The organism is Variovorax sp. 38R, assembly GCF_014843395.1.
Classification (GTDB): domain Bacteria; phylum Pseudomonadota; class Gammaproteobacteria; order Burkholderiales; family Burkholderiaceae_C; genus Variovorax; species Variovorax paradoxus_H.
Map to the genome: position 1 here is coordinate 1,508,524 of NZ_CP062121.1, position 25,629 is coordinate 1,534,152.

The following is a 25,629-nucleotide window of genomic DNA, read 5'->3' on the forward strand; positions in this document are numbered from 1 at the left end:
GGGTGTGGCGCAAAGCGTCCGGATCGTGCCTCTGGTGTGTGGGGCGGCTGGCGGCAATTGCCGCCTGGCGCCCCGAAGAACTTCAGCGCAGCGCTTCGACCAGATCCAGCACCATCCGATCGCCACCGAACTTCTCGACACCCTGCGTCAGCAGCGCATCCACAGCCTGCGCAATGCCATGGCTCGAAGAAGACTGCTCCGCCATGTCGTTGTAGTACCCCAGGTCCTTCTTCGCATTCGCCATCGAGAACTTCAGCGAATCGGTGCTGCCCGTCAGCAGCTTGGGCTTGAGGCGTTCCAGCGCCACGCCGTTGCCGCCGCCCTTGGCGAGCACGTCCACGAACACCTCGGGCTTCACACCGGCGCGTTGCGCGCACGCCGCGGCCTCGCACAGCAGCGCCACGGTGCCCAGCGACACGAAGTTGTGCAGCAGCTTCATCGCATGGCCCGCGCCGACATCGCCGACGTGCGTGACGTTCTCGGCAAAGCAGCGCAGCAGCGGCAGGCACGAGGCCAGCACTTCGGCGTCGCCGCCCACCAGCAGGTTCAGGCGGCCTTCGGCGGCCTCCTTGGCGGTGCGGGTCATCGGCGTGTCGAGGAAGCGGCCGCCCTTGGCGTGCACGGCCTGCGCCACCTTGGCGGTGGAGGCGGGCACGGCGGTGGAGCAGTCGATCACCACGGTGCCGGGGCGCAGGGTGGTCAGTGCGCCCTGGTCGCCGAGCATCACGGCCTCGACCTGCGGCGTGCCGGTGACGCACAGGATCAGCACGTCGACTTGCGCGGCCAGCGAGGCCACGTCTTTCACCGAGGTGGCGCCGGCCTTCAGCAGGTCGTCGATCGGCTGGTTGCCCGCGTGCTCCAGCACCGTGAGCTGGTGGCCGTGCTTGACGATGTTGCTGGCGATGCCGTGGCCCATGAGGCCGACGCCGACGAGGCCGACTTTGCGCGAGGTTTGTTGTTGCTGTTGTTCAGTGGTGGTCATGGGTTGTCTTCATCCGTGCTTGATGGCGATGGTCTTGAGGGTCGTGAAGCCGAGCAGGGCCTCGAAGCCCTTCTCGCGGCCGAAGCCACTCGATTTCACGCCGCCGAACGGCAGTTCTACACCACCCGCCGCGCCGTAATTGTTGACGAAGACCTGGCCGCAATGCAGCTTGTGCGCCATGCGCAGCTGGCGCGCGCCGTCGCGCGTCCACACGCCGGCCACGAGGCCGAAGTCGGTGCCGTTGGCCAGGCGCACCGCCTCGGCCTCGTCGGCGAAGGGCATCACGGCCAGCACGGGGCCGAAGACCTCGCGCTGGGCCAGGTCGCTGTCGTGCGGCACATCGCGGAACAGCACGGCCTCCTGGTAGTAGCCGGTGGACGGCGCCTGCGGCGACACCGTGCCGCGCGCTGCCACCTTCATGCCGCTTGCCTCGGCGGTCGCGACCATGTCGCGCACCTGGCGGAACTGCTTTTCGTTGATGAGCGGGCCCATGTCGAGGTCTTCGGCGGGCGTGCCCGCGCGCACGGCCGTGAAGCGTTTCGCGAGGCGTTGCACCACTTCCTCGTAGATCGATTGCTCGACCAGCACGCGGCTGCCCGCGGAGCAGGTCTGGCCGGCGTTCTGGATGATGGCGTTGAGCAGCACGGGCTCGGCCGCGTCGAGGTCGGCGTCGGCGAACACGATCTGCGGCGACTTGCCGCCCAGCTCCAGCGTCACCGGGCAGTGGCGCTCGGCCGCGGCCAGGCCGACGCTGCGGCCGGTCATGGTCGAGCCGGTGAACGAGATGTGGTCGATGCCCGGGTGCGCGCACAGCGCGGCGCCGGCTTCCTTGCCGTAGCCCGTCACCACGTTGAGCGCACCGGCCGGAAAGCCGACTTCGGTCGCGATTTCGGCCAGGCGCAGCAGCGACAGGCTCGCGTCTTCGGCCGGCTTGACCACGCAGGCGTTGCCCGCGGCGAGCGAGGCGCCCACGCTGCGGCCCGCGATCTGCATCGGGTAGTTCCAGGGAATGATGTGGCCCGTCACGCCGTGCGGAATGCGCACGGTCAGCACGGTGTAGCCGCGCTCGTAGGGCAGGGTGTCGCCGTGCAGTTTGTCGCAGGCGCCGGCGTAGTACTCGAAGTAGCGCGCCAGCGCGGTCGCGTCGTTGCGCGCCACGCGCAGCGCCTTGCCGGTGTCGCGCGCCTCGAGCTGGGCCAGCTCTTCGTGGTGCTGCAGCACGGCGGCGCCGAGCTTGGCAAGCAGCCGGCCGCGTTCGAGCGCGGTGGTGGAGCCCCAGGGGCCGTCGAAGTGCTCGCCCATGGCCTGGCGCGCAGCGCGCACGGCGGCGTCGATGTCGGCGGCGGTGCCGCGTGCGATCTCGCCGAATTTCTGGCCGTCGCTCGGGTCGATCACGTCGATGGTGGCGTCGGCTTCGGACGCCACGCGGCGGCCGTCGATGTAGTGGGTGGCGTTCATGGAAGGTGTGTCTCCGTGTGGCGGATCAGTTGGGTTCCGGCCAGGGTTTTTGTGCGTCGCGAATTTGCTCGAAGGCGCGGCTGAACTGCAGCACGCCCAGGTCGTCGAAGCGGCGACCGGCCACCTGCAGCCCGATAGGCAGGCCTTCGGCCGAGTAGCCGCAGTTGACCGATGCTGCCGGCTGCTCCGACATGTTGTAGGGCACCGTGAAGCCGATGTGCTCCAGCGGCCGCATCGGGTCGTTGGTGGGCGAGGCATGGTCCGCGGGCGCGGGCATGTTCGGCGACACCGGCGAGATCACGAAGTCGTACGCCTTGGTGGCGGCGATCGTGGCCGCGCGCGTGGCGACGAACTGGCTGTAGCCGTCGAACACGTGCGCACCCGAGAAACCGGCCGCGCTCTCGGCCCATTCGCGGATGTACGGCAGGATCTTCGCGCGCTGCTCGGCGCTCATGGCCTGCATGTCGAGGCAGGAGCGCATGCGCCAGAAGTGGTCCATGCCCTCCAGCATCTGCGGCGTCATGAAGGCCGGGATTTCTTCGACGTGTGCGCCAGCGGCCTCGATGCGCTTTGCTGCATCGCGAATGGCTTGGTCGATCTGCGGATCGAGCGGCAGGCCGCAGCCGGCGTCCATGTGCAGCGCCACGCGCTTGCCCTTGAGGAACGACGGATCGACCTCGAAGGCGGCCCAGTCGATACCCGGTGCCGGTAGCTCGGAATAGTCGCGGTCGTCGGGCTGCGCGACCGAGGCCATCATCAGCGCCGCGTCGGCCACGGTGCGCGTCATCGGGCCGGCGCAGCGCCCCATGTAGGGCGAGCTCAGCGGAATGCGGCCGAAGCTGGGCTTGAGCGTGAAGATGCCGCACCAGCTGGCCGGCAGGCGCAGCGAGCCGCCGATGTCGGTGCCCACGTGCAGCGGGCCGTAGCCTGCGGCGGCGGCCGCGCCGGCGCCCGCGCTGGAACCGCCCGGCGTGCGCGAGGTGTCCCACGGGTTGCGCGAGAGGTCGTGAAAGCTCGACAGGCCCGACGACAGCATGCCCAGGTCGGGCATCGTGGTCTTGGCGACCATCACCGTGCCGTCGGCCTTCAGGCGCGCGGCGGGGGGCGAGTCGTAGGTCATCGGCACGAGTTCGTAGGCGGCGGTGCCCAGCGGCATCGGGTCGCCCTCGGTCGCGAGGTTTTCCTTGATGGTCACGGGCACGCCGTCGAGCGTGCCGCGCGGCGTGCCGGCGAGCCAGCGCGCCTCGGAGGCGCGCGCCTGTTCGAGCGCGGCCTCGGGGCGGAACAGCCAGGTGGCGCGCAGCTGCGGCTCGCAGGCCGCGATGCGTTCGTTGACCGCGCGCGTTACCTCGACCGGCGAGAGTTCCTTGGCGGCGTAGGCCGCGTGCAGTTCATGCACGCCCAGGGCATACAAAGGCTTCGTCATGGCTGCATCAACCCCACGAAATCGCAGCCAGGTCGTTCGCGACGATCGGCATGTTCGGCCACAGGCCCTTCACTTCCTTGCGAGCGACCGTGGGGAACACGGCCTGGAACAGGAAGCCGTTGACGGCGTCGTTCGCGAGCATCTTCTGCGCCTCGCCGAGCAGCGCGTTGCGCTTCTTCTCGTCAGGCTCGCTCTGCACCGAGGCGTACAGGTCGCGGAATTTCTTCGAGTCGTAGCCCCAGTAGTAGTCGGGCTCGGTGTACTTCACGAGGTCGAAGGGTTCGACGTGCGCAACGATGCTCAGGTCGAAGTCGTGCCCGCCACCGAAGGTGCCGCTGAGCCATTGCGCCCATTCGACGTTCTGGATCTTCACGTTGATGCCGATGGCCGCGAGCTGGGCCGCGATCACCTCGCCGCCCTGGCGTGCGTACGAAGGCGGTGGCAGCGTCATGCGCAGTTCGAGCGGCGTCTTCACGCCCGCGTCGGCCAGCAGCTTCTTCGCCTTGGCGATGTCGAAGGGGTTGATGGCGGTGGTGTCGACATAGCCCGGCGCGCCGATCGGGTAGTGGCTGCCGATGGCCTTGCCGAAGCCGTCGGCCGCGCCCTGGATCACCACGTTGCGGTCCACCGCGGCCAGGATGGCGCGGCGCACGCGCACGTCGTCCAGCGGCTTGCGCTTGTTGTTGATCGCCAGGATCACCTTGCTGCGCGTGCCCACTTCGAGCACGCGGAAGCGCGGGTTGGCGCGGAACTGGCCCACGCTGCGCGTGCCGGCGCGCGGGAAGATGTCGATGTCGCCGGCCATCAGCGCCGCGGTCTGTGCGGCCGAGTCGGACATGAACTTGAAGACGAACTTGTTGACCTTGGCCAGCGCCGGATTGCGGTACGTCGGCGACTTGACCAGCGCGCACGCCGAGCCGCGCTGCCAGCTGTCGAGCTTGTAGGGGCCGGTGCCCACGGGCTTGGTGGCGTTGGTGTCGGCGCTCTTGGGCTCGACGATGCAGGCGGTGGCCTGGCCGAGCATGAACAGCAGGTCGGGGTTGGGCTGCGCGGTGCTGATGACCACGGTGTCGGCGTCGGGCGTCTTCAGGCTGATCTCGCTGAAGAAGCGCTTGTCCTTGTTGGTGCTCTTGTCGCCGGCGGCGCGCTCGAAGCTGAACTTGACGGCAGCCGCATCGAAGGCCTCGCCGTTTTCGAACTTCACGCCCTTGCGCAGCTTGAAGGTGTGGGTCTTGAGGTCGGGCGACGCGGTCCAGCTCTCGGCCAGCAGCGGCGTGACGCTGCCGTCGGCGTTGATCTTGGTCAGCGTCTCGAAGATGTTGTAGTGCGCGATCTCGGCAATGGCCGAGGCGGCGGCGGTCGTCGGGTCGAGGCCCGGCGGTTCCAGCGGCATGCCGATGGTCAGCATGTTCTTGCCGGTCTGGGCCTGCGCGAACAGCGGAAAGGCGCCGGGGATCGCGGCGGCGATGGCGGTGCCCATGAGGGTGCGACGCTTCAACATTCTGTGGTTCTCCTGGAAGACAAAAGCAGGGCGATCGGTTCAGACCGATCGGGCCTATCGGGACGGCGTGTGCAGCACGGCCGACAGCAAGGTGCGTGTGTATGGGTGTTGCGCGTGGGCAAAAAGTTCGGCGGGCTCGCCGCGTTCCACGATCTGGCCCTTGAACACCACGCACACGTCGTCGCACAGGTGGTTGACCACCGCGAGGTCGTGGCTGATGAGCAGGTAGCTGATGCCGAACTGCTGCTGCAGGTCCTGCATGAGGTTGAGCACCTGGGCCTGCACGGACACGTCGAGTGCGCTCACCGGTTCGTCGGCCACGATGAGCTTGGGGCGCGTGATGAGCGCACGTGCAATCGCGATGCGCTGGCGCTGTCCGCCCGAGAACTCGTGCGGGTACTTGTCCAGGTCGGTGGTGCGAAGGCCGACAGCCGCGAGCGCTTCGGCGGCGCGTTCGCGCTGCTCGGCACGGCGCGTTTCGGCCAGCGCTTCGAGCGGCTCGGCGACGATGCGCGCGACGGTCTGGCGCGGATCGAGCGAGCCGTACGGGTCCTGGAACACCATCTGGAAGTCGCGCCGCGCGGTGCGCAGGTCGGTCTTCGAGAGCGTGTGCAGGTTGCGGCCTTCGAGCGCGACGCTGCCCGAGGTCGGCGTGTCCAGCGCCATCACGAGGCGTGCGATGGTCGACTTGCCCGAGCCCGATTCACCGACGATGCCCAGGCTCTTGCCGGCCTGCACCTCGAAGCTCACGCCGTTGAGCGCCTTCACGGTGGGCGGTGGGCCGAAGAGCTTTTCGCGCGGCAATGCGTAGTGCCGCACGAGGTCGGTCACCTGCAGCAGCGGGGGCGAAGAAGGGGGCGTCGAAGTCATCGGGGTGCTCATGCGGCGGCCAGCGTGGCGTGCGCGGCGACGGCGTCGAGGTGCAGGCAGCTCACTGCATGGCCGTTGGGTTGGCGGGCCACCGGCGGCTTCGTGGTGTGGCAGGCGTCCGTGGTGAAGTCGCAGCGGCCCGCGAAGCCGCAGCCTCTGGGAATGTCGACCAGCTCGGGCACGCTGCCGCGGATGGTGGGCAGCCGGCCCGCGCGCACGGCGCCGAGCGCGGGGCGCGCCGCGAACAGGCCGCGTGTGTAGGGGTGGGCGCGGTCGGCAAAGACCGCGTCGGTCGGACCGCTTTCCACCGCGCTGCCGCCGTACATCACGAGCATGCGCTGCACGCTGCTGGCGATCACTCCGAGGTCGTGCGAGATGAGGATCAGCGCCATGCCCATCTCCTTGACCAGGCTCTGGATCAGGTCGAGCACCTGCTTCTGGATCGTCACGTCGAGCGCGGTGGTGGGCTCGTCGGCGATCAGCAGGTCGGGCCCGCAGGCCAGTGCCATGGCGATGCCGATGCGCTGTCGCTGTCCGCCGGAAAACTGGTGTGGATACGCGTCGAGGCGCGAGGCGGCGTCGGGAATGCCGACGCGGTCGAGCAGGCTCAATGCTTCCTTGCGTGCCTGCGCCTTGGTGAAGCCGCGGTGCAGCATCAGCGGCTCGCCGACCTGGCGCGCGATGGTGTGCACCGGATTCAGGGCTGTCATCGGCTCCTGGAAGATCATGCCGATGCGGTTGCCGCGCAGCTGGCACAGCTGCTTTTCGGGCAAGCCGACGAGTTCCTGGCCGTCGAGCTTGATGCTGCCCGTGACCTTGGCGGTGGAGGGCAGCAGGCCCATGAGCGACATCACGGTGATCGACTTGCCGCAGCCCGACTCGCCGACGATGCCCAGCGTTTCGCCGCGCTCCAGCGAGAAGGAAATGCCGCGCACGGCTTCGGCCGGGCCGCGCTGCGTCTGCAGGCCGATGTGGAGGTCGTTGACTTCGAGAAGGGGCATGGCGGTCTACCTTGCGCGGGCCAGGCGCGGATCGAGCAGGTCGCGCAGACCGTCGCCCAGCAGGTTGAGGCCGAGCACCGCGAAGGCGATGGCCATGCCTGGGAACACCGCCAGCAGCGGCTGCTGGAACATGAGGGTCTGGGCTTCGCTGAGCATGCGACCCCACGAGGGTTGCGGTGGCTGCGTGCCGAGGCCGAGGTAGGAGAGGGCGGCCTCGGCCAGGATGGCGATGGCGAAGCGGATGGTGATCTGCACGATCAGCACGGCCGAGATGTTGGGCAGCACGTGCTGCATCGTGATCGCGAACGATCCCTTGCCGCAGGCGCGCGCCGCGGCGACGTACTCGCGCGACCAGATGGCGTTGGCCGAAGCGCGCGTGATGCGCGCGAAGGTCGGGATGTTGTAGATGCCGATCGCGACGATCGCGTTGACGATGCCTGCGCCGAACACGGCGGTCATCATGATGGCCGAGAGGATCGCGGGGAAGGCGAGCGTGAAGTCCGACAGGCGCATCACCGCCTCTTCGACCCAGCCGCGCCTCGCAGCAGCGAGCAGGCCCAGTGCGGTGCCGACGACGAGGCCGATGCCCACGGCGATCACGCCCACGAGGATGGACGCGCGTGCGCCCACCAGCAGCAGCGAAGCCACGTCGCGCCCGAAGGCATCGGTGCCGAGCCAGTGCGTGGCCGAAGGGCCTTGCATCTTGTTCGCCATGTCCATGGCATACGGCGACCAGGGCGTCCAGACGAAGGAGATCAAGGCGGCCAGCAACAGCAGCAGCGCGAACACGCCGCCGATGACGAAGCTGCGGTGCTTGACCGCGCGGCGCCAGAAGCCGGGCGCGAGGGGCGCAGCAGACGCGGGCACGGAAGGGGAGAGGATGGCGCTCATATGTCGCTCGCCTTGATGCGCGGGTCGATGACGGCGTACAGCACGTCGACCACGAAGTTCACGATGACGACCATCGCCGCGAGCAGCATCACGCAGTTGCGCACCACGATGAGGTCGCGGTTGCTGATGGCCTGGAAGATGAGGCGGCCCAGGCCCGGCAGGTAGAACACGTTCTCCACCACGATGGTGCCGGCCAGCAGCTCCGAGAACTGCATGCCCATGACGGTGATGACGGGGATCATTGCGTTGCGCAGCACATGGGTCCACAGCACCATGCGCTGCGACACGCCCTTGGCGCGCGCGGTGCGAACAAAATCTTCGCGCATCACCTCGAGCACGGCCGAGCGTGTGATGCGCGCGAGGATCGCTGCCTGCACCACCGCGAGCGACAAGGCCGGCAGCAGCAGCGATTTCAATCCCGCGAAGATGCCTTCACCCCAGCCCTCGAAGCCGCCCGCGGAGAACCACTGCAGCTGCACCGAGAACACAAGGATCAGCAGAATCGCGAACCAGAAATTGGGAATGGCGATGCCGACTTGCGCCATGCTCATGAGGCCGACGTCGCCGAGCTTGTTGTGGCGTGCGGCGGCTGTCACGCCCACGAGCAATGCGATGACGACGGTCAGGCTCATCGCCATCACGGCCAGTGGCACGGTGAGGGCGAGGCGTTCGAGGATCAGGTCGATGACGGGCGAGCTGTAGGCGTAGCTGTCGCCGAGGTTGCCGGTGAGCATGCCGGCGATCCAGTGCCAGTAGCGGGTCCACGCGGGCTGGTCCAGGCCGAGCTTGGTGGCCAGGGCCGCGACGGCATCGGGCGAGGCGTCGGGGCCCATGAGCATCTGCGCAGCGTTGCCCGGGAGGATTTCGAGCACGAGGAACACGATGACGGATGCGCCGATCAGCGTGCCGAGGAGCGTCAAGGTGCGCTTGAGCAGGAAGAGGCCCATGGTTCAGTGACTCCGGTTGGCGTTGCTGTTCGGGGGGCGTGCACAGGACACCGGGTACTTCCCTCCGCGAATGTCCCCCGCCTTCGGCTCCTCCTTAATTTCGCTGCGGGAAGCACCCAGTGCCCTGCGCACGGGGCACGCGGCTGGGGTGCGGCCGATCAACGACCGCTGTGCTTTGCGCTCCCTGCGACAAGGAAGGCCGGGCGGCGTCATGCCGAAGCGATGCACTCGGCAATCGCACGCCCCACGTCCACCGTGTTGGCGGTGCCGCCCATGTCGCGCGTGCGCGGACCTTCGCTCAGCACGGTCTCGATCGCCGAGAGCACGGCGGCCGAGGCCTGTGCGTACACGGGGTCGTCGTTGCCCAGGTGGTCGAGCATCAGTGCGGCCGACCAGATCTGGCCGATGGGGTTGGCGATGCCCTTGCCTGCGATGTCAGGGGCCGAGCCGTGCACGGGTTCGAACAGCGAGGGGAACTTGCGTTCGGGGTTCAGGTTGGCCGAGGGCGCGATGCCGATGGTGCCGGTGCAGGCCGGGCCCAGGTCGGAGAGGATGTCGCCGAACAGGTTGGAGGCCACGACCACGTCGAACCAGTCGGGGTGCTGCACGAAGTGCGCGCACAAAATGTCGATGTGGTACTTGCTGGTGGCCACGTCGGGGTAGCGCGTGGCGATCTCGGCCAGGCGCTCGTCCCAGTAGGGCATGGTGATGGAGATGCCGTTCGACTTGGTGGCGGCCACCAGGTTCTTGCGCTTGCGGCGGCTGGCGAGCTGGAACGCGTAGTCGATGATGCGGTCCACGCCCACGCGGGTGAACACGGCTTCCTGGATCGCCATTTCGCGCGGCGTGCCTTCGAACAGGCGCCCGCCCACCGAGGTGTATTCGCCTTCGGTGTTCTCGCGCACGACGAGGAAGTCGATGTCGCCGGGCTTGCGGTGCGCCAGCGGGCCGGGCACGCCGGGCATCAGGCGCACGGGGCGCAGGTTGACGTACTGGTCGAAGTCGCGGCGGATCTTGATGAGCAGGCCCCACACGGCGATGTGGTCGGGCACCTTGGCGGGGTCGCCCACGGCGCCGAAGTAGATGGCGTCGTGGCCCTGGATCTTGTCGGCCCAGTCGGCCGGCATCATCAGGCCGGTGCGCACGTAGTGGTCGGAGCCCCAGTCGAAATGGTCGTACGCGAAATCGATGCCGAAGCGCCGACCGACCGCGTCGAGCACCCGAAGGCCCTCGGGCATGACTTCGACGCCGATGCCGTCTCCGGGAATGACGGCAATCCTGTGCTTTTGCTTCTGCTGCATTGACTCAACCTGTTCCTGAACCGTTTCGAAAAAGCGCCGACGCTTGTGACACCGGGCCGTCAAAAAATTCTAGGAGCGGGTGGGGTGCGCGTGATGGGGGTTGGCACCCACGGGGTGTTGACAATATGAGAAGGCAAAAACATCGAATCACGACGGAAGATAAGCGATTGATGGTCATCAAACTGACTTGATCTTCGAAAAATTAGAAGGCATCGGGGCGGAAAACCCGCACCCGGGCAGCCGCCATGAGGCCCTGCGTACGATCGTGTCCATGCGAACACTTTCACTTCCCACCGGCGGCGAGATGCCGGTTCTTGGTCTCGGTACCTGGCGCATGGGCGAAGACGCCACGCGCCACGCGGCCGAGGTGGCCGCGGTGCGCGAGGCCATCGGCCTGGGCTACCGCCTGATCGACACGGCCGAGATGTACGGCGAGGGCGGCGCTGAAACGGTCGTCGGCCAGGCCGTGGCCGAGGCGCTGCGCGCGGGCGATGTGCGGCGCGACGAGCTCTTCGTCGTCAGCAAGGTCTACCCGTACAACGCGAGCCGCCGCGGCACGGGGCAGGCTTGCGAACGCAGCCTGGCGCGGCTCGGGCTGGACCGCATCGACCTGTACCTGCTGCACTGGCGCGGCAACCACCCGCTGGCGCACACGGCCGAGGCCATGCACGAACTGGTGGCGGCCGGCCGCATCGCGCACTGGGGCGTGAGCAACTTCGACACGGACGACATGCAGGAGCTGGCGCAGGTCATCGGCCAAGGCCCGGCCTGTGCGGCCAACCAGGTGTACCTGTCGCTCGGCGAGCGCGGCCCCGAGTTCGACCTGCTGCCCTGGCAGCGCGAACGCGGCATGCCGCTGATGGCCTACAGCCCGATCGACCAGGGCGCGTTGGCAGGCGACGAGGCGCTGGGTGCGCTGGCGGCGGAACTCGGCGTGAGCGCCGCGCAACTCGCGCTGGCCGCGGTCATCGCGCGGCCCGGCGTGGCGGCGATTCCGAAGGCGGTGCGCAGCGCGCACCTGAAAGAAAACAGGGCCGCCGCCGAGCTGCAGCTCGATGCGGCGACCCTGGCGGCGCTGGACCAGATTTATCCGGTGCCGAAGCGCAAGACGCCGTTGGCGATGATCTAGTTAGAGCGCGCGGTCTGGCTCAGTGCGCGTCAGCGTGCTTGGCCGCCGCGATCACCGCCTCTTCGTCGTGCTTCGCACCGTTGAGGAACAGGTTCAGCAGCACGGCGGTAATTGACGCCAGCAGAATGCCCGACTCGATCAGCGAGTGGATGGCATGCGGCATCCACTGCTTGAAGTTGGGGGCGATCAGCGGAATCATGCCGACGCCGATGGCCACGGCGACGATCATGGCGTTGTGGCGGTTGGTCTTGAAGTCCACGCCCGAGAGGATGCGGATGCCGGTGGCGGCCACCATGCCGAACATCACGAGGCCGGCGCCGCCGAGCACCACGGTGGGCAGCGACTCGATCAGCGCGGCCATCTTGGGCAGCAGGCCCAGCACGATCAGGATCACGCCGCCGGCCACGCAGACGTACCGGCTCTTGATGCCGGTGACGGCCACGAGGCCCACGTTCTGCGAGAAGCTGGTGTACGGGAAGGTGTTGAAGATGCCGCCGATGAGCGTGCCCAGGCCATCGGTGCGCAGGCCCTTGGCCAAATCTTTCTGGCTGATCTTGCGGTCGGTCATTTCACCGAGTGCGAGGAACATGCCGGTCGATTCGATCATCACGACGATCATGATGAGCGTCATCGTGAGGATGAGGATGGGGTCGAACAGCGGCATGCCGAAATGGAAGGGCAGCACGATGTCGACCCAGGCGGCCTTGCCGACCTTCTCGTAGGTCATGAGGCCGGTGATCGACGCCACCACCGCGCCGATCACAATGCCCAGCAGCACCGAGATGTTGGCGATGAAGCCCTTGGCGTACTTCACGATCAGCAAGATCGACACCAGCACCAGCGCGGCCACGCCGAAGCCCGAGAGATCGGCGTACTTGGGATTGGGCACGGTGGGCATGATCGCGAAGCCCTTGGGCACCGCAGGAATCGAGCTGCCCGGCGAGGTGACCTCGGCCAGCCACTTGGCGTACACCGGGTCGACCAGCGCGGGCGCCGTCGGGCCCACGGGGTTGCCGAAGATCCAGTTGATGCCCACGCGCATCAGGCTGATGCCGATGACCGCGATGATCGTGCCCGTCACCACCGGCGGAAAGAACCGCAGCATGCGGCTCACCAAGGGCGCGATCAGTATCGATATGACCCCCGCGCCGATGATGGCGCCGAACAGCAGCTGCGCCCCGTTCTGCCCGGGGTTGGCGTTGGCGATGGCGACCATGGGCGCCACCGAGGCGAAGGTCACGCCCATCATCACGGGCAGCTTGATGCCGAACCACTGCGTGGCGCCCAGCGCCTGGATCAGCGTGGCGATGCCGCAGCAGAACAGGTCGGCCGAGATCAGCAGCGCGACCTCGTCGGGCGAGAGCTTGAGCGCACGGCCCACGATGAGCGGCACCGCGACGGCGCCTGCGTACATCACGAGCACGTGCTGCAGGCCGAGGGCCGCGAGCTTGCCCGAAGGCAGGCGCTGGTCCACGGGATGGACGTTGCTGGAAAGGGAATCTGCCGTCATCGTTGTCTCCTGGCGCGGCGAGGGGAACGGGAGCAGTGATGCGCGCCGGAGATCCGTCGCGCACACCAGTTGTGTACGCGAAACTGTATACAATTTATGCGGCAATCCAGATTCAGGTAAACCCGAATCAGTCTCCCATCTTCAGTCGCCGCATGAGCCAGTTCGCCGTGAACTCGAAGTGCTCGCTCATGTTCGATTCCGCCGTGTGGCCGTCTTCCCCGAAGACCAGTTGCGTCACGTTGAAGCCGAGCGCCGCAAGCGCGGCGGGCTCGTCCCTGGAAACAAGGTCTTCGAGCGCGCCGTTCACCATGAGGATGGGTTTGCGCAGCTGCGCCGCGGTGGGGTTCTTCAACTGGCGTGAGAGCTGGAAGGCTTCGTAGTACGCGCACATCGCTTCGCGCGGCGTGGTCTGCGGATTCATGTTCGCGAACACGGTGTAGGGCGCGACGATCCAGGCAGGCGCCACCTTGCAATGCGCTTGTCCAAAGCTCACATCGCTGGGCCCGCCCACGTTGACGACGGCTTTGTAAAAGTCGTTGCTCAGCCCGCCGAGCGTTCCCAGGTAACCGCCCATGCTCCAGCCGTACACGGCCACCCGGCTCGTGTCCAGGTCGCTGCGGGTCTTGATGTAGTCGGCCACGGCGTCGAACATGACGTGCGACTCCGGACGGAACGCCAGCGGGTTCTCGCCGGTGTCCGGGTTCTCCACGATGAAGGTGGCGAAGCCCCGACCCATGAAGTAATCGCTGTGCCGGATCATCTCGGTCTTCAGGTTGTCGAGGCCACCCAGAATCACCAGCACCGGCAGCTTCTCGTTGCGGCCCGGCCGTGCGGGCGGCGCACGGAAGTAGCCGGTGAACTCTTTCGCGCCGGCCTTGAATGCGATGCGTTGCAGCGGCTTTCCCAGCAGCGCATGGGCGCGTTCGGTCGCCTGCAGATCGGGCGTGGGCACACGCTTGGGAAGCCGGTTCATCCGCAGGTAGAAAGCGGCTTTCTTGTACTCGGCCGATGCGGCGGGGTTGTTGGCTTGTGCTTCGAATGCGCGGGCGCGTTCCAGATGCAGTTGGGCGGGCTTGTTGAACGTCGCCTGCCAGACCGCCTGCGACGGCCCGGTGTGTTCCGGCAACGCTGCGGCGATGTCGTCGAAGGTGCGTGCTTCGATGCCGGCATCCTCGAGCCACCAGCAGATGTTGAATTTGAACGAAGGGTGCATGCGGGCGACGCCGTCCGGATACTCGGCCTGCCCCTTGTTGCAGAACTCGGCCATGCTGGGCGCGGCCTTGGCGGCCGGAGGGCTTGGGGCCGCGGATGCTTGCGGCGCTGCCGCGATGCAAAGAACAGTCGCGAAGGCCGCCGAGAGTTTGAGGATCAATCTGTTTGTCATGGTCTTTTTTTTTCGTTCAGGATTCGGTTCGGGCCGGCACACCGGGCAGCCAGCCATTGCCGCGGTACCAGGCGAGCGTGTCGGCCACGGTTTGCTCGACCGGGCGAAACTTCAGTTGAAGCTTCTGCTCGCTCTTCGTGTGGTTGAAATGGCTGCGGCCCGCCTCTTTGCGCATGAGCCGCACGGTGGCCAGGCTGAGCAAGATGGGCTTGCCCGTGGCCCGCGCATAGAGTTCCTGCACGGCTGCCAGCAGGTACAGGAGCGGAAAGGGCAGGTTGCGTGTCGGCGTGCGGATGCCCGCGATCTTTCCCACCAGGGGCACCAATTCCTGCATCGTCATGTGGCGGCCGGCTGCCAGATAGCGCTCGCCGCGCTGGCCGTGTTCCGCGGCCGAAATTTGCGCCTGTGCCACGTCGCGGGCATCGACCACGGAAAAGCTGCCGGGCACCAGCCCGGGCAGTTTTCCGAGCACCACATCGTTGACGAACTGTCCTGACGAGGTGGGTCCGATGTCGGCCGGCCCCCACATCCATCCGGGCAGGACAAAACTCGCATGCATGTCCGGGTGCGTGCCCAGAAAGGCGAGCACGACCTGGTCGGCCATGATCTTGCTGCGGTAGTAGTCGTCACTGGCATCCGCCAGGTCGCGCAGGCAGGTCTCGTCCATGGGCACACCCGGCTCGCCGTTCAGCACCGCGATGGACGAGGTCTGCACGAAGCGCCGGATGCCAGCACCGTAAGCCCGTTCGATGAGCTGCCGGGTGCCGTCCACGTTGATGCGCTTGAGCTCTGCCCAGTGGCTGCCGCCCTTGAAGTTGTCGCGGAAGAACGCGGCGGTGTGGAACACCACGTCGCATCCTTGCAGCGTGCTGGAGAACGCGCCCACATTGGCCATGTCGCCCTGCACCAGCTCGACGCCCTTCATCCCCGCAAACTGCTGCTGGCCCTTGGCCTTCGAGCGAACAAGGGCCTTGACGAAGACGCCGCGCGCGACGAGTTCGCGCACGAGGTTGTTGCCGAGAAGGCCGGTCGCGCCGGTGACGAACGCGGTTCTCAAGGCCTTGGATTTTTCCATATCAATCGAATTTCAAAAATCAAATGAGTTTTGAATGTAGCGTTGCTGTTCCTAAATATCAAGTGATATTCGAAAGTGGATTCCGGGCTGCGCGCCGAGCGGGCGGGGGCACGCATCTGCTATCCAAAGTTCATGTGATATCTTTTCGGCCATGACCCCGACGACCGCCAAGACGCGCCTGACCCGCGAGGAAAGCAGGGCGCAGACGCGCGAGCGCCTGATCGAAACCGCGCAGCAGCTGTTTGTGTCGAACGGCTATGGCGGCGCGTCGATCCGCGACATCGCGGACAAGGCGGGCTACTCCCAAGGCGCCTTCTATTCGAACTTTTCGAGCAAGGAAGACGTCCTGCTGGAGTTGCTGCGGCGGCACATGGAAGCGGAAGCGCTGCAGCTTTTCAAGGCCATGGGCGACGAGCGGCAAGAGCCCGAGCAGATGCTTGCCGAGCTGGAAGCCTGGGCTTCCACACTCAATCACGATGCCGACTGGTGCATGCTGTCCATCGAGCTTCAGCTGCATGCCAACCGCAGTCGCAGCTTCGCGCAGGAATACAAGAAGGTGTGGGACCGGCACCGGTCCGAAATCGGCGGCGTGATCGGCCAGTTGTTCAACAAGCTCGGGCGCACGCTGCCCGCCGCACCGGAAGAATTGGCCGCAGCCTTCATGGCCCTGTCGCACGGGCTGGCATTGCAGCGGATGAGCACGCGCCCCGATCCCTCGGGGCGGCTGATCATGGTGTTCCTGCGCGGACTGATTGCAAGTGCGGAACGCCTGGAAGAGGTCGCCGTCGCACCGGATGACCCCGCTCCGCGCGAGCCCAAGAAGCGCCCGGCGAAAGCCAAGCGCTGAGTCGAGGGAGGGGCCGTTTCAGGCCAGCAGCGCCTTCACCAGGTCGAGCTGGCGATCAGGCTTCTCGGTGCCCAGTTCAAGACTCGCCTCGATGCGTTCGAGGTGCTCGATCATGCAGGTCGCGGCCGCTTCCACGTCGCCCTTGCGGCACAGGCGCAGGAAGTCGGAGTGCTCGTCGGACGAGCAGTGCGGGTCGTTCGACGAGTGATAAAGCATGGCGATCAGCGAGCTGCGCGCCACCAGCTCGCGCACCATCTCGGCCAGCGTGTGGTTGCCGGTGGCTTCGGCCAGCGCCACGTGGAAGTCGCCCAGCAATTTCTCGCGCACAGTGCCCATCGTGCTCTGGCGCAGCGCCGCGCGTTCGAACTTGATGTGCTGCTCAAGCGTCTGGTAGTCGCGTGGCCGCGCATTGGCGATGAACAGGCGCACCACCTCGCGCTCGAGGATGCGGCGCACCGCGAACACCTCGCGCGCCTCGTCCACCGTGGGCTGGCAGACGAAGGCGCCCTTGTCGGGAATCATCTCGATGAGCTTGTCCTTCGACAGCATCAGCAGCGCCGCGCGCACCTTGGTGCGGCTCACCGAATAGACGCGGCCCAGCGCCTCTTCGCGCAGCCAGGTGCCCGGCGGCAGGCGCTTCTCGACGATCGCGGTGGCGATGTCGTTGGCGATGCTTTCGATGGAACTGTTCTTGTCGGCCGGCGCCGCGCCGTTCTCGGCCGGTGCGGCAACGGGGGCGGCGGAGGAGGCGGATGGTTTGGAACTGGCGCGGGGCATCCGTCGATTGTGGCTCAGCGCGTGAGCGTGAAGCCTTCGAGCGCGCCAATGATCGGCTTGGGCAAAGGCTTTGCGAGTTCGCCACGCTTGCTGGTGCGCAGCTTCAGCGCCACCAGCGATTCGATGAGCTTGGTGCCCGCGGCCACACCGTCGATCACCGGCACGCCGAGCACCTGCTCGATGTGCGCGCACAGGTCGGTCATGCCGGCGCAGCCGAGCACGATGCAGTCGGCGCCGTCTTCTTCGAGCGCGCGCCGGCACTCGTCGACGATGCGCTCGCGCGCGTTGGAGCCCGGCTCTTCCAGCTCGAGCACCGGCAGCTCGCAGGCGCGCACGTTGGCGCAGAAGCGCTCCATGCCGTAGATCTCGGCCAGGTGCCAGGCCTGGCCCATGGTGCGGCCCAGCGTCGTGACCACGCTGAAGCGGCTGCCGATCATGCTGGCCAGATGCATCGCCGCCTCGGCGATGCCCACCACCGGGCCGCGCGCGAGTTCGCGTGCGGCCTTCAGGCCCGGGTCGCCGAAGCAGGCGATCACGTAGCCGTCGATGCCGTCGCGCTCGCCCGCCGCAATCTCCTGCAGCAACCCCGGCACGGCCAGCGCCTCGTCGTAATGGCTCTCGATGGAGACCGGCCCCATGGCCGGGCTCACGGCCACGATCTCGGTGCCGGCGTGCGCCACCGCGCGGGCGCAGGCACCGATCTTCTCGGTCATGCTCCAGGTGGTGTTGGGGTTGATGATCTTGATGCGCACGGCGCGGTCCCTTTCTTACTCTCTACAGTTTCAAGTCTTGTTGTTGCGGTTCAGCAGCACGTACAGCACGAAGCCCAGGGCCATGCCGATGAACCACGCATAGTTGGCGGCGCCGCGCAGCGTCGGCACCATCACGCACAGGATGGGCACGAGGGCCGAGGGCACCAGCGCCTGGATCGCCTTCGGGTTGTAGCCGCCGCTGTACCAGTACTTGCCCTGCTTGCTCATGGTGTAGAGCGAGTCGACGTCGATTTGTTGCTTGCGCACGATGTAGTAGTCGGCAATCAGAATGCCGAACAGCGGACCGATGAACGAGCCCAGCACGTCGAGCGTGTAGTGAATGACCTCGGGGCTGTTGTAAAGGTTCCAGGGCGTGAGAAACACCGAGCCCACCGCGGCGATCATGCCGCCCGTGCGCCAGCTGATGTGCTGCGGCGCCACGTTCGAGAAGTCGAAGGCCGGCGACACGAAGTTGGCCACGATGTTGATGCCGATGGTGGCGATCATGAAGGTCAGCGCGCCCAGCACGACGGCGGTGGTGCTGTCGATCTTGCCCACGGTGTGCACCGGGTCGGTGATCAGTTCACCAAAAACGGGCAACGTGGCGGCCGTGGTGATCACGGTCAGCAGCGAGAAGAACACGAAGTTGATCGGCAGGCCCCAGAAGTTGCCCTTCTTCACCGCGTCGAAGCTCTTGCCGTAGCGCGAGAAGTCGCCGAAGTTGAGCATCGGGCCGCTGAAGTAGCTCACCACCAACGCGATGGCCGAGAGCATCACGGGCAGCGCGTCCCAGCCCTGGAACTTGATGCCGCCCAGGTTCAGGTCGATGTTGCTCCAGCCGGCCTTCCACACCAGCCAGCCGCACAGCACGGCCATCACCACGTACACCGCCGGGCCGGCCCAGTCGATGAACTTGCGAATGGCTTCCATGCCGTGCCAGAACACGAAGGCCTGCAGCACCCACATGACCATGAACGCCACCCAGCCCAGGGCCGAGAGGCCGACGAAGCCGTGCTGCGCGACATCGGCATACGGCGCCAGGCTCGGCGCCATGTGCAGCGCCAGCACCATGAAGGCCGCCGACGCCAGGTACGTTTGCACGCCGTACCAGGCCACCGCGATCAGCCCGCGGATGATGGCCGGAATGTTGGCGCCCAGCACGCCGAAGGAGGCGCGGCACACCACGGGGTAGGGCACGCCCGTTACCTGGCTGGGCTTGGCCACGAGGTTGCAGAAGAACTGCACGATCACGATGCCCACCAGCAGCGACACCAGCACCTGCCAGCTCGACAGGCCCAGCGCGAACAGGCTGCCGGCCGTGATGTAGCCGCCCACGCTGTGCACGTCGGACATCCAGAACGCAAAGATGTTGTATTGACCCCAGGTCTGCTTCTTGAGCGGCGCGAGGTCCTCGTTGGTCAGGCGCGGGTCGTAGCCCGGCTTGATGAGGGCATTCGATTCCGCGTGCGGCGCGATGCCGGCTTCGCTGGCCCCGGCGGGGGCATGGCTGGCGACTGTGCTCATGGTCTTTCCTCGTGCATGGTTGGGATGAGGGGCTTTTTGACGCAAATTTCGCGCCGTCTTTATGGGTGCGTTATTTGTATACAAAAATTGAACTCAATCAAGACCATGCGGGGAATCATATATCCGTAGATTCCCTGATGCATGCAGCGCGCAGGTGGGGCCCGAGCGACCCCCACGGAGGAACTAAACCATTACAATTGCGAACGGTTCGCATTTCAGTCGTTCCAAGCCCGCTCTCCAGAACTGCCCTCCATGCCCGCGGCCGGACCTTCCGTCACCCCCATCGAAGCGCTCTACAGCGACCACCACGGCTGGTTGCTGGCGTGGCTGCGCCGCCGCCTGGGCGACGCCTGCGATGCGGCCGATCTGGCGCACGACACCTTCGTGCGGCTCATGGTGTCCTCGCGCACCGCCCCGCTCGGCGACGAGCCGCGCGCGTTCCTGACGCACGTCGCCAAGGGGCTGGTGGCCGACCATTGGCGCCGGCGCGAGGTGGAGCGCGCCTACCTCGAGGCGATTGCGCACCTGCCCGAGCCGCAGGCGCCTTCGCCCGAAGCCCGCATGCTCATCATCGAATCGCTGCTGCGCATCGAGGCGATGCTCGCCAGCCTTCCGGCGCGCACGCGGCAGGTCTTCCTGCTCGCGCAGTTCGACGAGCTCACGCTCGCGCAGATCGCCGAGCGCGTGGCCATGCCCGTGATCACGGTGCGCCGCCACATCCACAAGGCGCTCGTCGCCTGCATGTCCGTGGCCTGAGCGGCACACGGCTCGAGCGCAATGAACCGCCAGCCGCCGCTGCAGGCCCACGCCGCGCCCGACCCGGCGCTGCTCAGCGAAGCCGCCGATTGGCTCCTGACCCTGCGCTACGGCGACGACGCCGCGCGTGCGCAGGCCAACTTCGAGCGCTGGCGCCAGCAAAGCCCCGCGCACGGCCAGGCCTGGGCGCGGGCCGAGGCGATGCTGGGCGTGTTCGCGCAAGTGCCGCCCGACATCGGCAAGGACACCTTTCAGGCTCTGCAGAGACCCAGCCGTCGGCGCGGCATGGGCATGCTGGGCGCATTGCTGCTGGCCGCGCCGGCCGGCTGGCTCGCATGGCGGCACATGCCCTGGCGCGAATGGAGCGCCGACGTCGCCACGGCCACGGGCGAGCGCAAGTCGATGGTGCTGGCGGATGGCTCGCAGCTGGTGCTCAACACCGCCAGCGCGGTCGACATCGTGTTCACCGCCGCCGAACGGCGCATTCGCCTGCAGGCGGGCGAGATCCTCGTCACCACGCATGCCGACCCGTCGCCCACCTACCGGCCGTTCGTGGTGCAGACGCCGCAGGGCACGGTGCGGGCCCTGGGCACGCGCTTCAGCGTGCGCCGCCTCGACGAGCACACCACCCGTGTCGCGGTGATCGAGCAGGCCGTCGACCTCCGTCCGGTGGACGGCGCGTCGCGCGTGCTGCGGGCCGGCACGCAGGCCGATTTCGAGGCCGGTCGCATCGGCCCCGAGGCCGCCGTGGAGAACAGCGCCACGCTGTGGGAGCAGGGCATGCTGCTCGCGCGGAACATGCGGCTCGAAGACGTCGTCGCTGAAATGGGCCGCTACCGCAGCGGCGTGCTGCGTTGCCATCCGGCGGTCGCCGAACTGCGGGTGTCGGGCGCCGTGTCGTTGGCCGACACCGACGCCGGGCTCGCGCTGCTGGCGCGCTCGCTGCCGTTGCGCATCGAGCAGACGACCCGGTACTGGGTCACCGTGGCGCCACGCTAGTGGCGTTCGCGGCCTTTCTGCACGACCGCCTCGCTGGTCGAAAAAATTTCGTGCGCGGGTGATCACTTTTTCCGTCTCGTCCGGTGTGAAGGGGAACGACGCATCGATGTCGATGCGCTCTCCCGCCATCACAGACACCAAAGGACGCAGACACATGGGATCGCAGCACGCGCGCCGGCACCGGCACCTCGGGACCTTCACGGTCGCCCTCACCACCACCGCAGTTCACGCGGCCGTTCGCGTGGCATTGGGCGGCGCCGTCGGCATTGCTGCGCTGGCGGCAACCCCCGTGTTCGCGGCCGAGCCGGCGGGCACCGGTGCACGCCAGTTCGCGATTGCCGCCGGCCCGCTCGCCGATGTGCTGGCGCAGTACGCGGCCGCCGCCGGCGTGCAGCTGATCTTCGAACCCGGCACGCTCGCCGGGCTGCGCAGCCCGGGCTTGCGCGGGCGCTATACCGCGCAGGAAGGCTTCGAGCAGGTGCTGCGCGGCAGCGGTTATGAAGTCGTCGGCGGCGGCAGCGGTGGCTCGGTGCTGCGCAAGGCGAGCGCCCCAGTGCGCAGCGGCGCGGGCGACACCGCCGCCACGCTGTCGCCCGTGACGGTGACGGCCGCGACCGAGCGCGAAACGCCCACCAGCCGGGTCAACGGCTACGTCGCCCGGCGCAGCGTCACGGCCACCAAGACCGACACCGCGTTGATCGAGAACCCGCAGTCGGTCTCCGTGATCACCGCCGACGAAATCGGCGACCGCAAGGCCGAGTCGCTCGACGAGGCGCTGCGCTACACCGCCGGCGTCACGCCGAACCTGAAGCCTTGGGCGGTCGACGAGTTCTCGCTGCTGCGCGGCTTCGAACTCGGCACGGCCGGCGTCTTCATGGACGGCCTGCTCACGTCGGGTCGTTCCTATGCGGCGCCCATCGAGCCCTACGGCCTCGAACGGCTCGAAGTGCTGCGCGGCCCCGCGTCGGTGCTCTACGGCAAGATGCCGCCGGGCGGCATGGTCAACGCCGTGAGCAAACGGCCGACCGCCGACACCCTGCGCGAGATCGGCGTCGAGTACGGCAGCTACAACCGCAAGCAACTGAAAGCCGACCTTTCCGGCGCGCTCGGCAGCGACAGCGACTGGACCTACCGCCTCACCATGCTGGGACGCGAGTCGAGCACCCGCCTGGACCACGACCGCGACAACCGCCTCTTCATTGCGCCCGCCCTCACGTGGCAGCCCAACGCCAGCACCAAGCTCACGCTGCTCGGGCGCTACCAGAAGGACAACCAGGCCTACGCCTGGCAGAACCAGCTGGAGCGGCCCGGCGTGTTCGGCCAGCCGAGCCCGCGCGTGAACGTCGGCGGTGACGACAACCGCTGGCGCCGCGACAACAAGATGCTCGGCTACGAGCTCGAGCACAGCTTCAACGACACCTGGTCGGTGCAGCAGAGCATGCGCTACAGCGAGCTCGACCGTTCCGAGACCAACGTGTTCCCGCGCGGCCTGCGCGCCGACGGCTACACGCTCAACCGCAGCTTCTCGCCGCGCGAAACGCACTGGAAGGGCCTGCTGCTCGACACGCGCGTGCAGGCCCGCTTCGACAGCGGCCCGCTGAAGCACACCGTGCTGGCCGGCGTCGACTACGCCAAGTCGCGCACCACCGACGAGTTTCCGTACGACCGCCCCTTGCTGTCGCCGATGAACCTGTTCGCGCCCGTGTACATGCACCAGCCGTTCGCGCCGGCCGCCGACCCGTATGTCGACCGGGTGCCGACGAAGCAGGTCGGCCTCTACCTGCAGGACCAGATCAAATGGGACCGCTGGGTGCTCACGGCCGGCGTGCGGCATGACAAGGCGGACGCCACGGGCACCCGCACCTTCGGCAAGACCGGCGACAGCAGCGAGATCTACGACACGTCGGCCAGTGCCACCACCGGCCGCATCGGTGTCGTGTACCTGTTCGATTCGGGCTGGGCGCCCTATGCGAACTACGCCACGTCCTTCTCGCCGGAGATCGGCAAGGACCTGAACGGCAATCTGCTGAAGCCTTCGAAGGGCCGGCAGATCGAAGCCGGCGTGCGCTACCAGCCGACCGAAAAGAACGCCAGCTACACGGCCTCGGTGTTCGACATCGTGCGCAGCAACGTGACCACGGCCGCGCCGCAGGCGCCCGGAGAAGTCATCCAGACCGGCCAGGTCAGGTCGCGCGGGCTCGAGCTCGAAGCCCGGGCCGATGTGACGAACAACATCAGCCTGATCGCCCAGTACACCTACCTGGACACCCGCATCACGCGCAGCAACGACGGCGACCTGGGCCTGCCGCAGATGAGCGCGCCGAAGCACAGCGCCTCGGTGTGGGGCAAGTATTCGTTCCCGGTGGGTGACTCGACCCGCGCGTTTGCCGCCCTCGGCGTGCGCTACCTCGGCAAGGCGCGTTCGGCCTGGGACACCGGCAACGCCAACATCACGAACCCGAGCATCGCGATGGTCGACCTGGCGCTCGGCTTCGACCGCGGGCCCTGGCGCGTCTCGCTCAACCTCAACAACCTGCTGAACAAGCAGTCGCTGCTGGACTGCAACGGGAGCATCTGCTATCGCAGCGCGGAGCGCACCGCCAACCTGAGCGCGCTCTACCGGTTCTGATGCCGGTGTTGCGCGCCCCCGCGCGCCGCAGCCGGGCCGCCTTGCTGTCGCGCATCGTGGCCGCGCTGTTCGGCGGCTATGCGCTGGCCGCACTGACCAGCGTGGCGGCGCTGGCGTTGCCCATGGGCACCGTCGAGGCCGTGCTCGCCGGCATGCAGGCCAGCTTCCTCGTGTACGCGGGCGCGGTGATCTGGGTGTTTGCCGCACGCAGCGCACGGCGGGCGTGGCTGGGGCTTGCCTTGGTCGCGCTGCCGCTGCTGGCCATGGCATGCAAGGTCTGGGCGGAGGCTGCGGCATGAGCGCTGCCGCACCCCGCCTGCGCCAGGCCATGGCCGGCCTGCACACCTGGACCGGCCTGCTCTTCGGCTGGCTGTTCTACGCGATGTTCCTGACCGGTGCGGCGAGCTACTTCCGCGAAGAAATTTCCCAATGGATGCGCCCCGAACTGCCGGCGCTCACGCAACCGCCGGCGGCGGCCGACAGCGCCGCGAGGGCCGTCGCGACCTTGCAGGTGCTCGCGCCGAATGCTTCCCGATGGGTGATCGATCTGGCGGGCGCACGCACGAACGTCGTCGCCGCGTCGTGGCGCGTCGGCGAGATCGACGGCCGTGCCGTGCTCGACCCGCTGACGGGCCGGCCACTGGCCGCGCGCGCGACCGACGGCGGTGAGTTCTTCTATTACTTTCATTTCTCGCTGCACTACCTGCCGCGTGTGGCGGCGCGCTGGCTGGTGGGCCTGGCCACCATGTTCATGCTGGTCGCGCTGGTCAGCGGCGTGATCACGCACAAGAAGATCTTCGCCAACTTCTTCACCTTCCGCCGGGGCAAGGGCCAGCGCTCGTGGCTGGATGCGCACAACGCGCTGTCGGTGACCGCGCTGCCGTTTCATTTGATGATCACCTACACCGGCCTGGTGACGCTCATGACGCTGTACATGCCTTGGGGCGCCGACAGCGCGCCTCCGGCCGCGCAGATACGGCCTGCGCTGCGCGCCGAAATGACGGCACTCCTGCCGGCCGGCGCACGGAGCGGCGCGACAGGCGCGCTCGCCGACGTGGGCCCGATGGTGCGCGAGGCGCAGCAGCGCTGGGGCCCGGACCGCGTGGCGCGGGTGATCGTCGATCACCCGGGCGATGCCGCGTCGCGGGTGCGTGTCGTGCGCGGCGACGCAGGGCGTGTGTCCGTCAGTCCGCACTACCTGGCGTTCGACGGCGCTAGCGGCACGTTGCGGCAGGTCAGGGAGCAAACCGGGCCCGCGGCCGAAACCCGCGGCGTGCTGTACGGCCTGCATGTGGCGCGCTTTGCCGATGCCGCGACGCGCTGGCTGTACTTTCTCTCGAGCCTGGCAGGAACGGCGATGGTGGCCACCGGGCTGGTCCTGTGGACAGTCAAGCGGCGTGCGAAGCAGACGGGCACTGACAAGCCGGCGTTCGGTTTCCGGCTCGTGGAGCGGCTCAACGTCGCCACCATCGCGGGGCTGCCCGTGGCGATGGCGGCGTTCCTCTGGGGCAACCGGCTGCTTCCGCTGGCACTCGCGGACCGGCGCGAATGGGAGATTCACCTGTTCTTCATCGCCTGGGCGCTGGTGCTGCTCTACGCGATCGCCAGGCCCGTTCACCGCGCGTGGATTGAACTGTTCGCCGCGGGCGCTGCCTTGCTGGCGGTGCTGCCGTGGGTCGGCGTGGTCTTGGGGCTTCGCGAGAGTGGGGGCCTCACGGGGTTCGACATTGCGCTGTGGGGCCTATCGCTGGTGCTGGCGAGCATCGCGATGCGCATCGGGCGCCCGAAGCGGCGGGTTGCACGGCTCTAGGACTTTAGTCCGATGTGCCCGGTGCCCCGGGTCCCTAGCCTCGCGGTGCTTTCATAACAC

At 67.5% G+C, this 25,629-nt stretch carries 22 protein-coding genes; 7 read left to right on the top strand and 15 right to left on the bottom strand.

Annotation, left to right across the window (positions count from 1 at the left end; translation table 11 throughout):
* Positions 1 to 82: 82 nt before the first annotated feature.
* The 9 genes from IG196_RS06635 to IG196_RS06675 all read right to left on the bottom strand — a co-directional run bounded on the left by IG196_RS06635 (position 83) and on the right by IG196_RS06675 (position 10,377).
* Positions 83 to 982 carry an NAD(P)-dependent oxidoreductase gene (locus IG196_RS06635; RefSeq protein ID WP_192195503.1) on the bottom strand — a complete coding sequence of 300 codons (900 nt, stop codon included), beginning with the start codon at positions 980 to 982 and terminating at the stop codon, positions 83 to 85.
* A gap of 9 nt (positions 983 to 991) precedes the next feature.
* The gene (locus tag IG196_RS06640) at positions 992 to 2,440 is read right to left on the bottom strand and encodes an aldehyde dehydrogenase family protein (RefSeq protein WP_192195504.1); all 1,449 of its coding nucleotides are present in this window, start codon (positions 2,438 to 2,440) and stop codon (positions 992 to 994) included.
* Positions 2,441 to 2,465: 25 nt separating this feature from the next.
* Positions 2,466 to 3,866 carry an amidase gene (locus tag IG196_RS06645; RefSeq protein WP_192195505.1) on the bottom strand — a complete coding sequence of 467 codons (1,401 nt, stop codon included), beginning with the start codon at positions 3,864 to 3,866 and terminating at the stop codon, positions 2,466 to 2,468.
* Positions 3,867 to 3,873: 7 nt separating this feature from the next.
* A complete protein-coding gene (locus IG196_RS06650) occupies positions 3,874 to 5,367 on the bottom strand; it encodes an ABC transporter substrate-binding protein (protein WP_192195506.1) in 1,494 nt (497 codons plus the stop codon).
* Between the two features lie 54 nt (positions 5,368 to 5,421).
* On the bottom strand, positions 5,422 to 6,237 hold the full coding sequence (locus IG196_RS06655; protein WP_192195507.1) for an ATP-binding cassette domain-containing protein: 816 nt from the start codon (positions 6,235 to 6,237) through the stop codon (positions 5,422 to 5,424).
* Between the two features lie 8 nt (positions 6,238 to 6,245).
* Positions 6,246 to 7,238 (bottom strand): ABC transporter ATP-binding protein, encoded by a 993-nt coding sequence (locus tag IG196_RS06660; protein WP_192195508.1) that lies wholly within the window; start codon positions 7,236 to 7,238, stop codon positions 6,246 to 6,248.
* Between the two features lie 6 nt (positions 7,239 to 7,244).
* A complete protein-coding gene (locus IG196_RS06665; RefSeq protein WP_192195509.1) occupies positions 7,245 to 8,129 on the bottom strand; it encodes an ABC transporter permease in 885 nt (294 codons plus the stop codon).
* The gene (locus tag IG196_RS06670) at positions 8,126 to 9,076 is read right to left on the bottom strand and encodes an ABC transporter permease (protein WP_099795676.1); all 951 of its coding nucleotides are present in this window, start codon (positions 9,074 to 9,076) and stop codon (positions 8,126 to 8,128) included. Before IG196_RS06670 ends, IG196_RS06665 begins: the two co-directional genes overlap by 4 nt.
* Before the next feature lie 209 nt (positions 9,077 to 9,285).
* On the bottom strand, positions 9,286 to 10,377 hold the full coding sequence (locus IG196_RS06675) for a tartrate dehydrogenase (RefSeq protein ID WP_192195510.1): 1,092 nt from the start codon (positions 10,375 to 10,377) through the stop codon (positions 9,286 to 9,288).
* A gap of 271 nt (positions 10,378 to 10,648) precedes the next feature.
* Between IG196_RS06675 and IG196_RS06680 the strand changes: the two genes are divergently transcribed.
* Complete coding sequence (locus tag IG196_RS06680) at positions 10,649 to 11,506, top strand: aldo/keto reductase (RefSeq protein ID WP_192195511.1); 858 nt, start codon at positions 10,649 to 10,651, stop codon at positions 11,504 to 11,506.
* Positions 11,507 to 11,525: 19 nt separating this feature from the next.
* Here the strand turns inward: IG196_RS06680 and IG196_RS06685 are convergent, their stop codons facing one another.
* The 3 genes from IG196_RS06685 to IG196_RS06695 form a co-directional block, all read right to left on the bottom strand.
* On the bottom strand, positions 11,526 to 13,016 hold the full coding sequence (locus IG196_RS06685) for a nucleobase:cation symporter-2 family protein (protein WP_101492715.1): 1,491 nt from the start codon (positions 13,014 to 13,016) through the stop codon (positions 11,526 to 11,528).
* Positions 13,017 to 13,143: 127 nt separating this feature from the next.
* Complete coding sequence (locus IG196_RS06690; protein WP_192195512.1) at positions 13,144 to 14,400, bottom strand: alpha/beta hydrolase family protein; 1,257 nt, start codon at positions 14,398 to 14,400, stop codon at positions 13,144 to 13,146.
* A gap of 16 nt (positions 14,401 to 14,416) precedes the next feature.
* Positions 14,417 to 15,457, bottom strand: coding sequence for an SDR family oxidoreductase (locus IG196_RS06695; RefSeq protein ID WP_225616943.1), 1,041 nt, complete (start codon positions 15,455 to 15,457; stop codon positions 14,417 to 14,419).
* A gap of 169 nt (positions 15,458 to 15,626) precedes the next feature.
* Here IG196_RS06695 and IG196_RS06700 point away from each other — a divergent pair, with 169 nt between their 5' ends.
* On the top strand, positions 15,627 to 16,322 hold the full coding sequence (locus IG196_RS06700) for a TetR/AcrR family transcriptional regulator (RefSeq protein WP_192195514.1): 696 nt from the start codon (positions 15,627 to 15,629) through the stop codon (positions 16,320 to 16,322).
* A gap of 18 nt (positions 16,323 to 16,340) precedes the next feature.
* On the opposite strand, the gene IG196_RS06705 is transcribed toward IG196_RS06700, so the two are convergent.
* From IG196_RS06705 to IG196_RS06715, 3 genes are read right to left on the bottom strand one after another with little or no spacing between them, the layout of a single operon-like run.
* Positions 16,341 to 17,099 carry a GntR family transcriptional regulator gene (locus IG196_RS06705; RefSeq protein WP_192195515.1) on the bottom strand — a complete coding sequence of 253 codons (759 nt, stop codon included), beginning with the start codon at positions 17,097 to 17,099 and terminating at the stop codon, positions 16,341 to 16,343.
* A 14-nt stretch (positions 17,100 to 17,113) separates the two neighbouring features.
* Positions 17,114 to 17,851 (bottom strand): aspartate/glutamate racemase family protein, encoded by a 738-nt coding sequence (locus tag IG196_RS06710; RefSeq protein ID WP_101492710.1) that lies wholly within the window; start codon positions 17,849 to 17,851, stop codon positions 17,114 to 17,116.
* Between the two features lie 30 nt (positions 17,852 to 17,881).
* Positions 17,882 to 19,375: an NCS1 family nucleobase:cation symporter-1 gene (locus IG196_RS06715; RefSeq protein WP_101492709.1), complete on the bottom strand. Its 1,494-nt coding sequence runs from the start codon at positions 19,373 to 19,375 to the stop codon at positions 17,882 to 17,884.
* A 252-nt stretch (positions 19,376 to 19,627) separates the two neighbouring features.
* Here IG196_RS06715 and IG196_RS06720 point away from each other — a divergent pair, with 252 nt between their 5' ends.
* The 5 genes from IG196_RS06720 (at position 19,628) to IG196_RS06740 (ending at position 25,569) form a co-directional block, all read left to right on the top strand.
* A complete protein-coding gene (locus IG196_RS06720; protein WP_101492708.1) occupies positions 19,628 to 20,131 on the top strand; it encodes a sigma-70 family RNA polymerase sigma factor in 504 nt (167 codons plus the stop codon).
* Between the two features lie 21 nt (positions 20,132 to 20,152).
* Entirely contained in the window at positions 20,153 to 21,130 is a 978-nt protein-coding gene (locus tag IG196_RS06725; RefSeq protein ID WP_192195516.1) for a FecR domain-containing protein, read from the top strand.
* Positions 21,131 to 21,284: 154 nt separating this feature from the next.
* Entirely contained in the window at positions 21,285 to 23,759 is a 2,475-nt protein-coding gene (locus IG196_RS06730) for a TonB-dependent siderophore receptor (RefSeq protein ID WP_192195517.1), read from the top strand.
* Complete coding sequence (locus IG196_RS06735; protein WP_192195518.1) at positions 23,759 to 24,058, top strand: DUF3649 domain-containing protein; 300 nt, start codon at positions 23,759 to 23,761, stop codon at positions 24,056 to 24,058. The genes IG196_RS06730 and IG196_RS06735 overlap by 1 nt, the downstream gene beginning before the upstream one ends.
* Positions 24,055 to 25,569 carry a PepSY-associated TM helix domain-containing protein gene (locus tag IG196_RS06740; RefSeq protein WP_192195519.1) on the top strand — a complete coding sequence of 505 codons (1,515 nt, stop codon included), beginning with the start codon at positions 24,055 to 24,057 and terminating at the stop codon, positions 25,567 to 25,569. Before IG196_RS06735 ends, IG196_RS06740 begins: the two co-directional genes overlap by 4 nt.
* Positions 25,570 to 25,629: the final 60 nt, after the last annotated feature.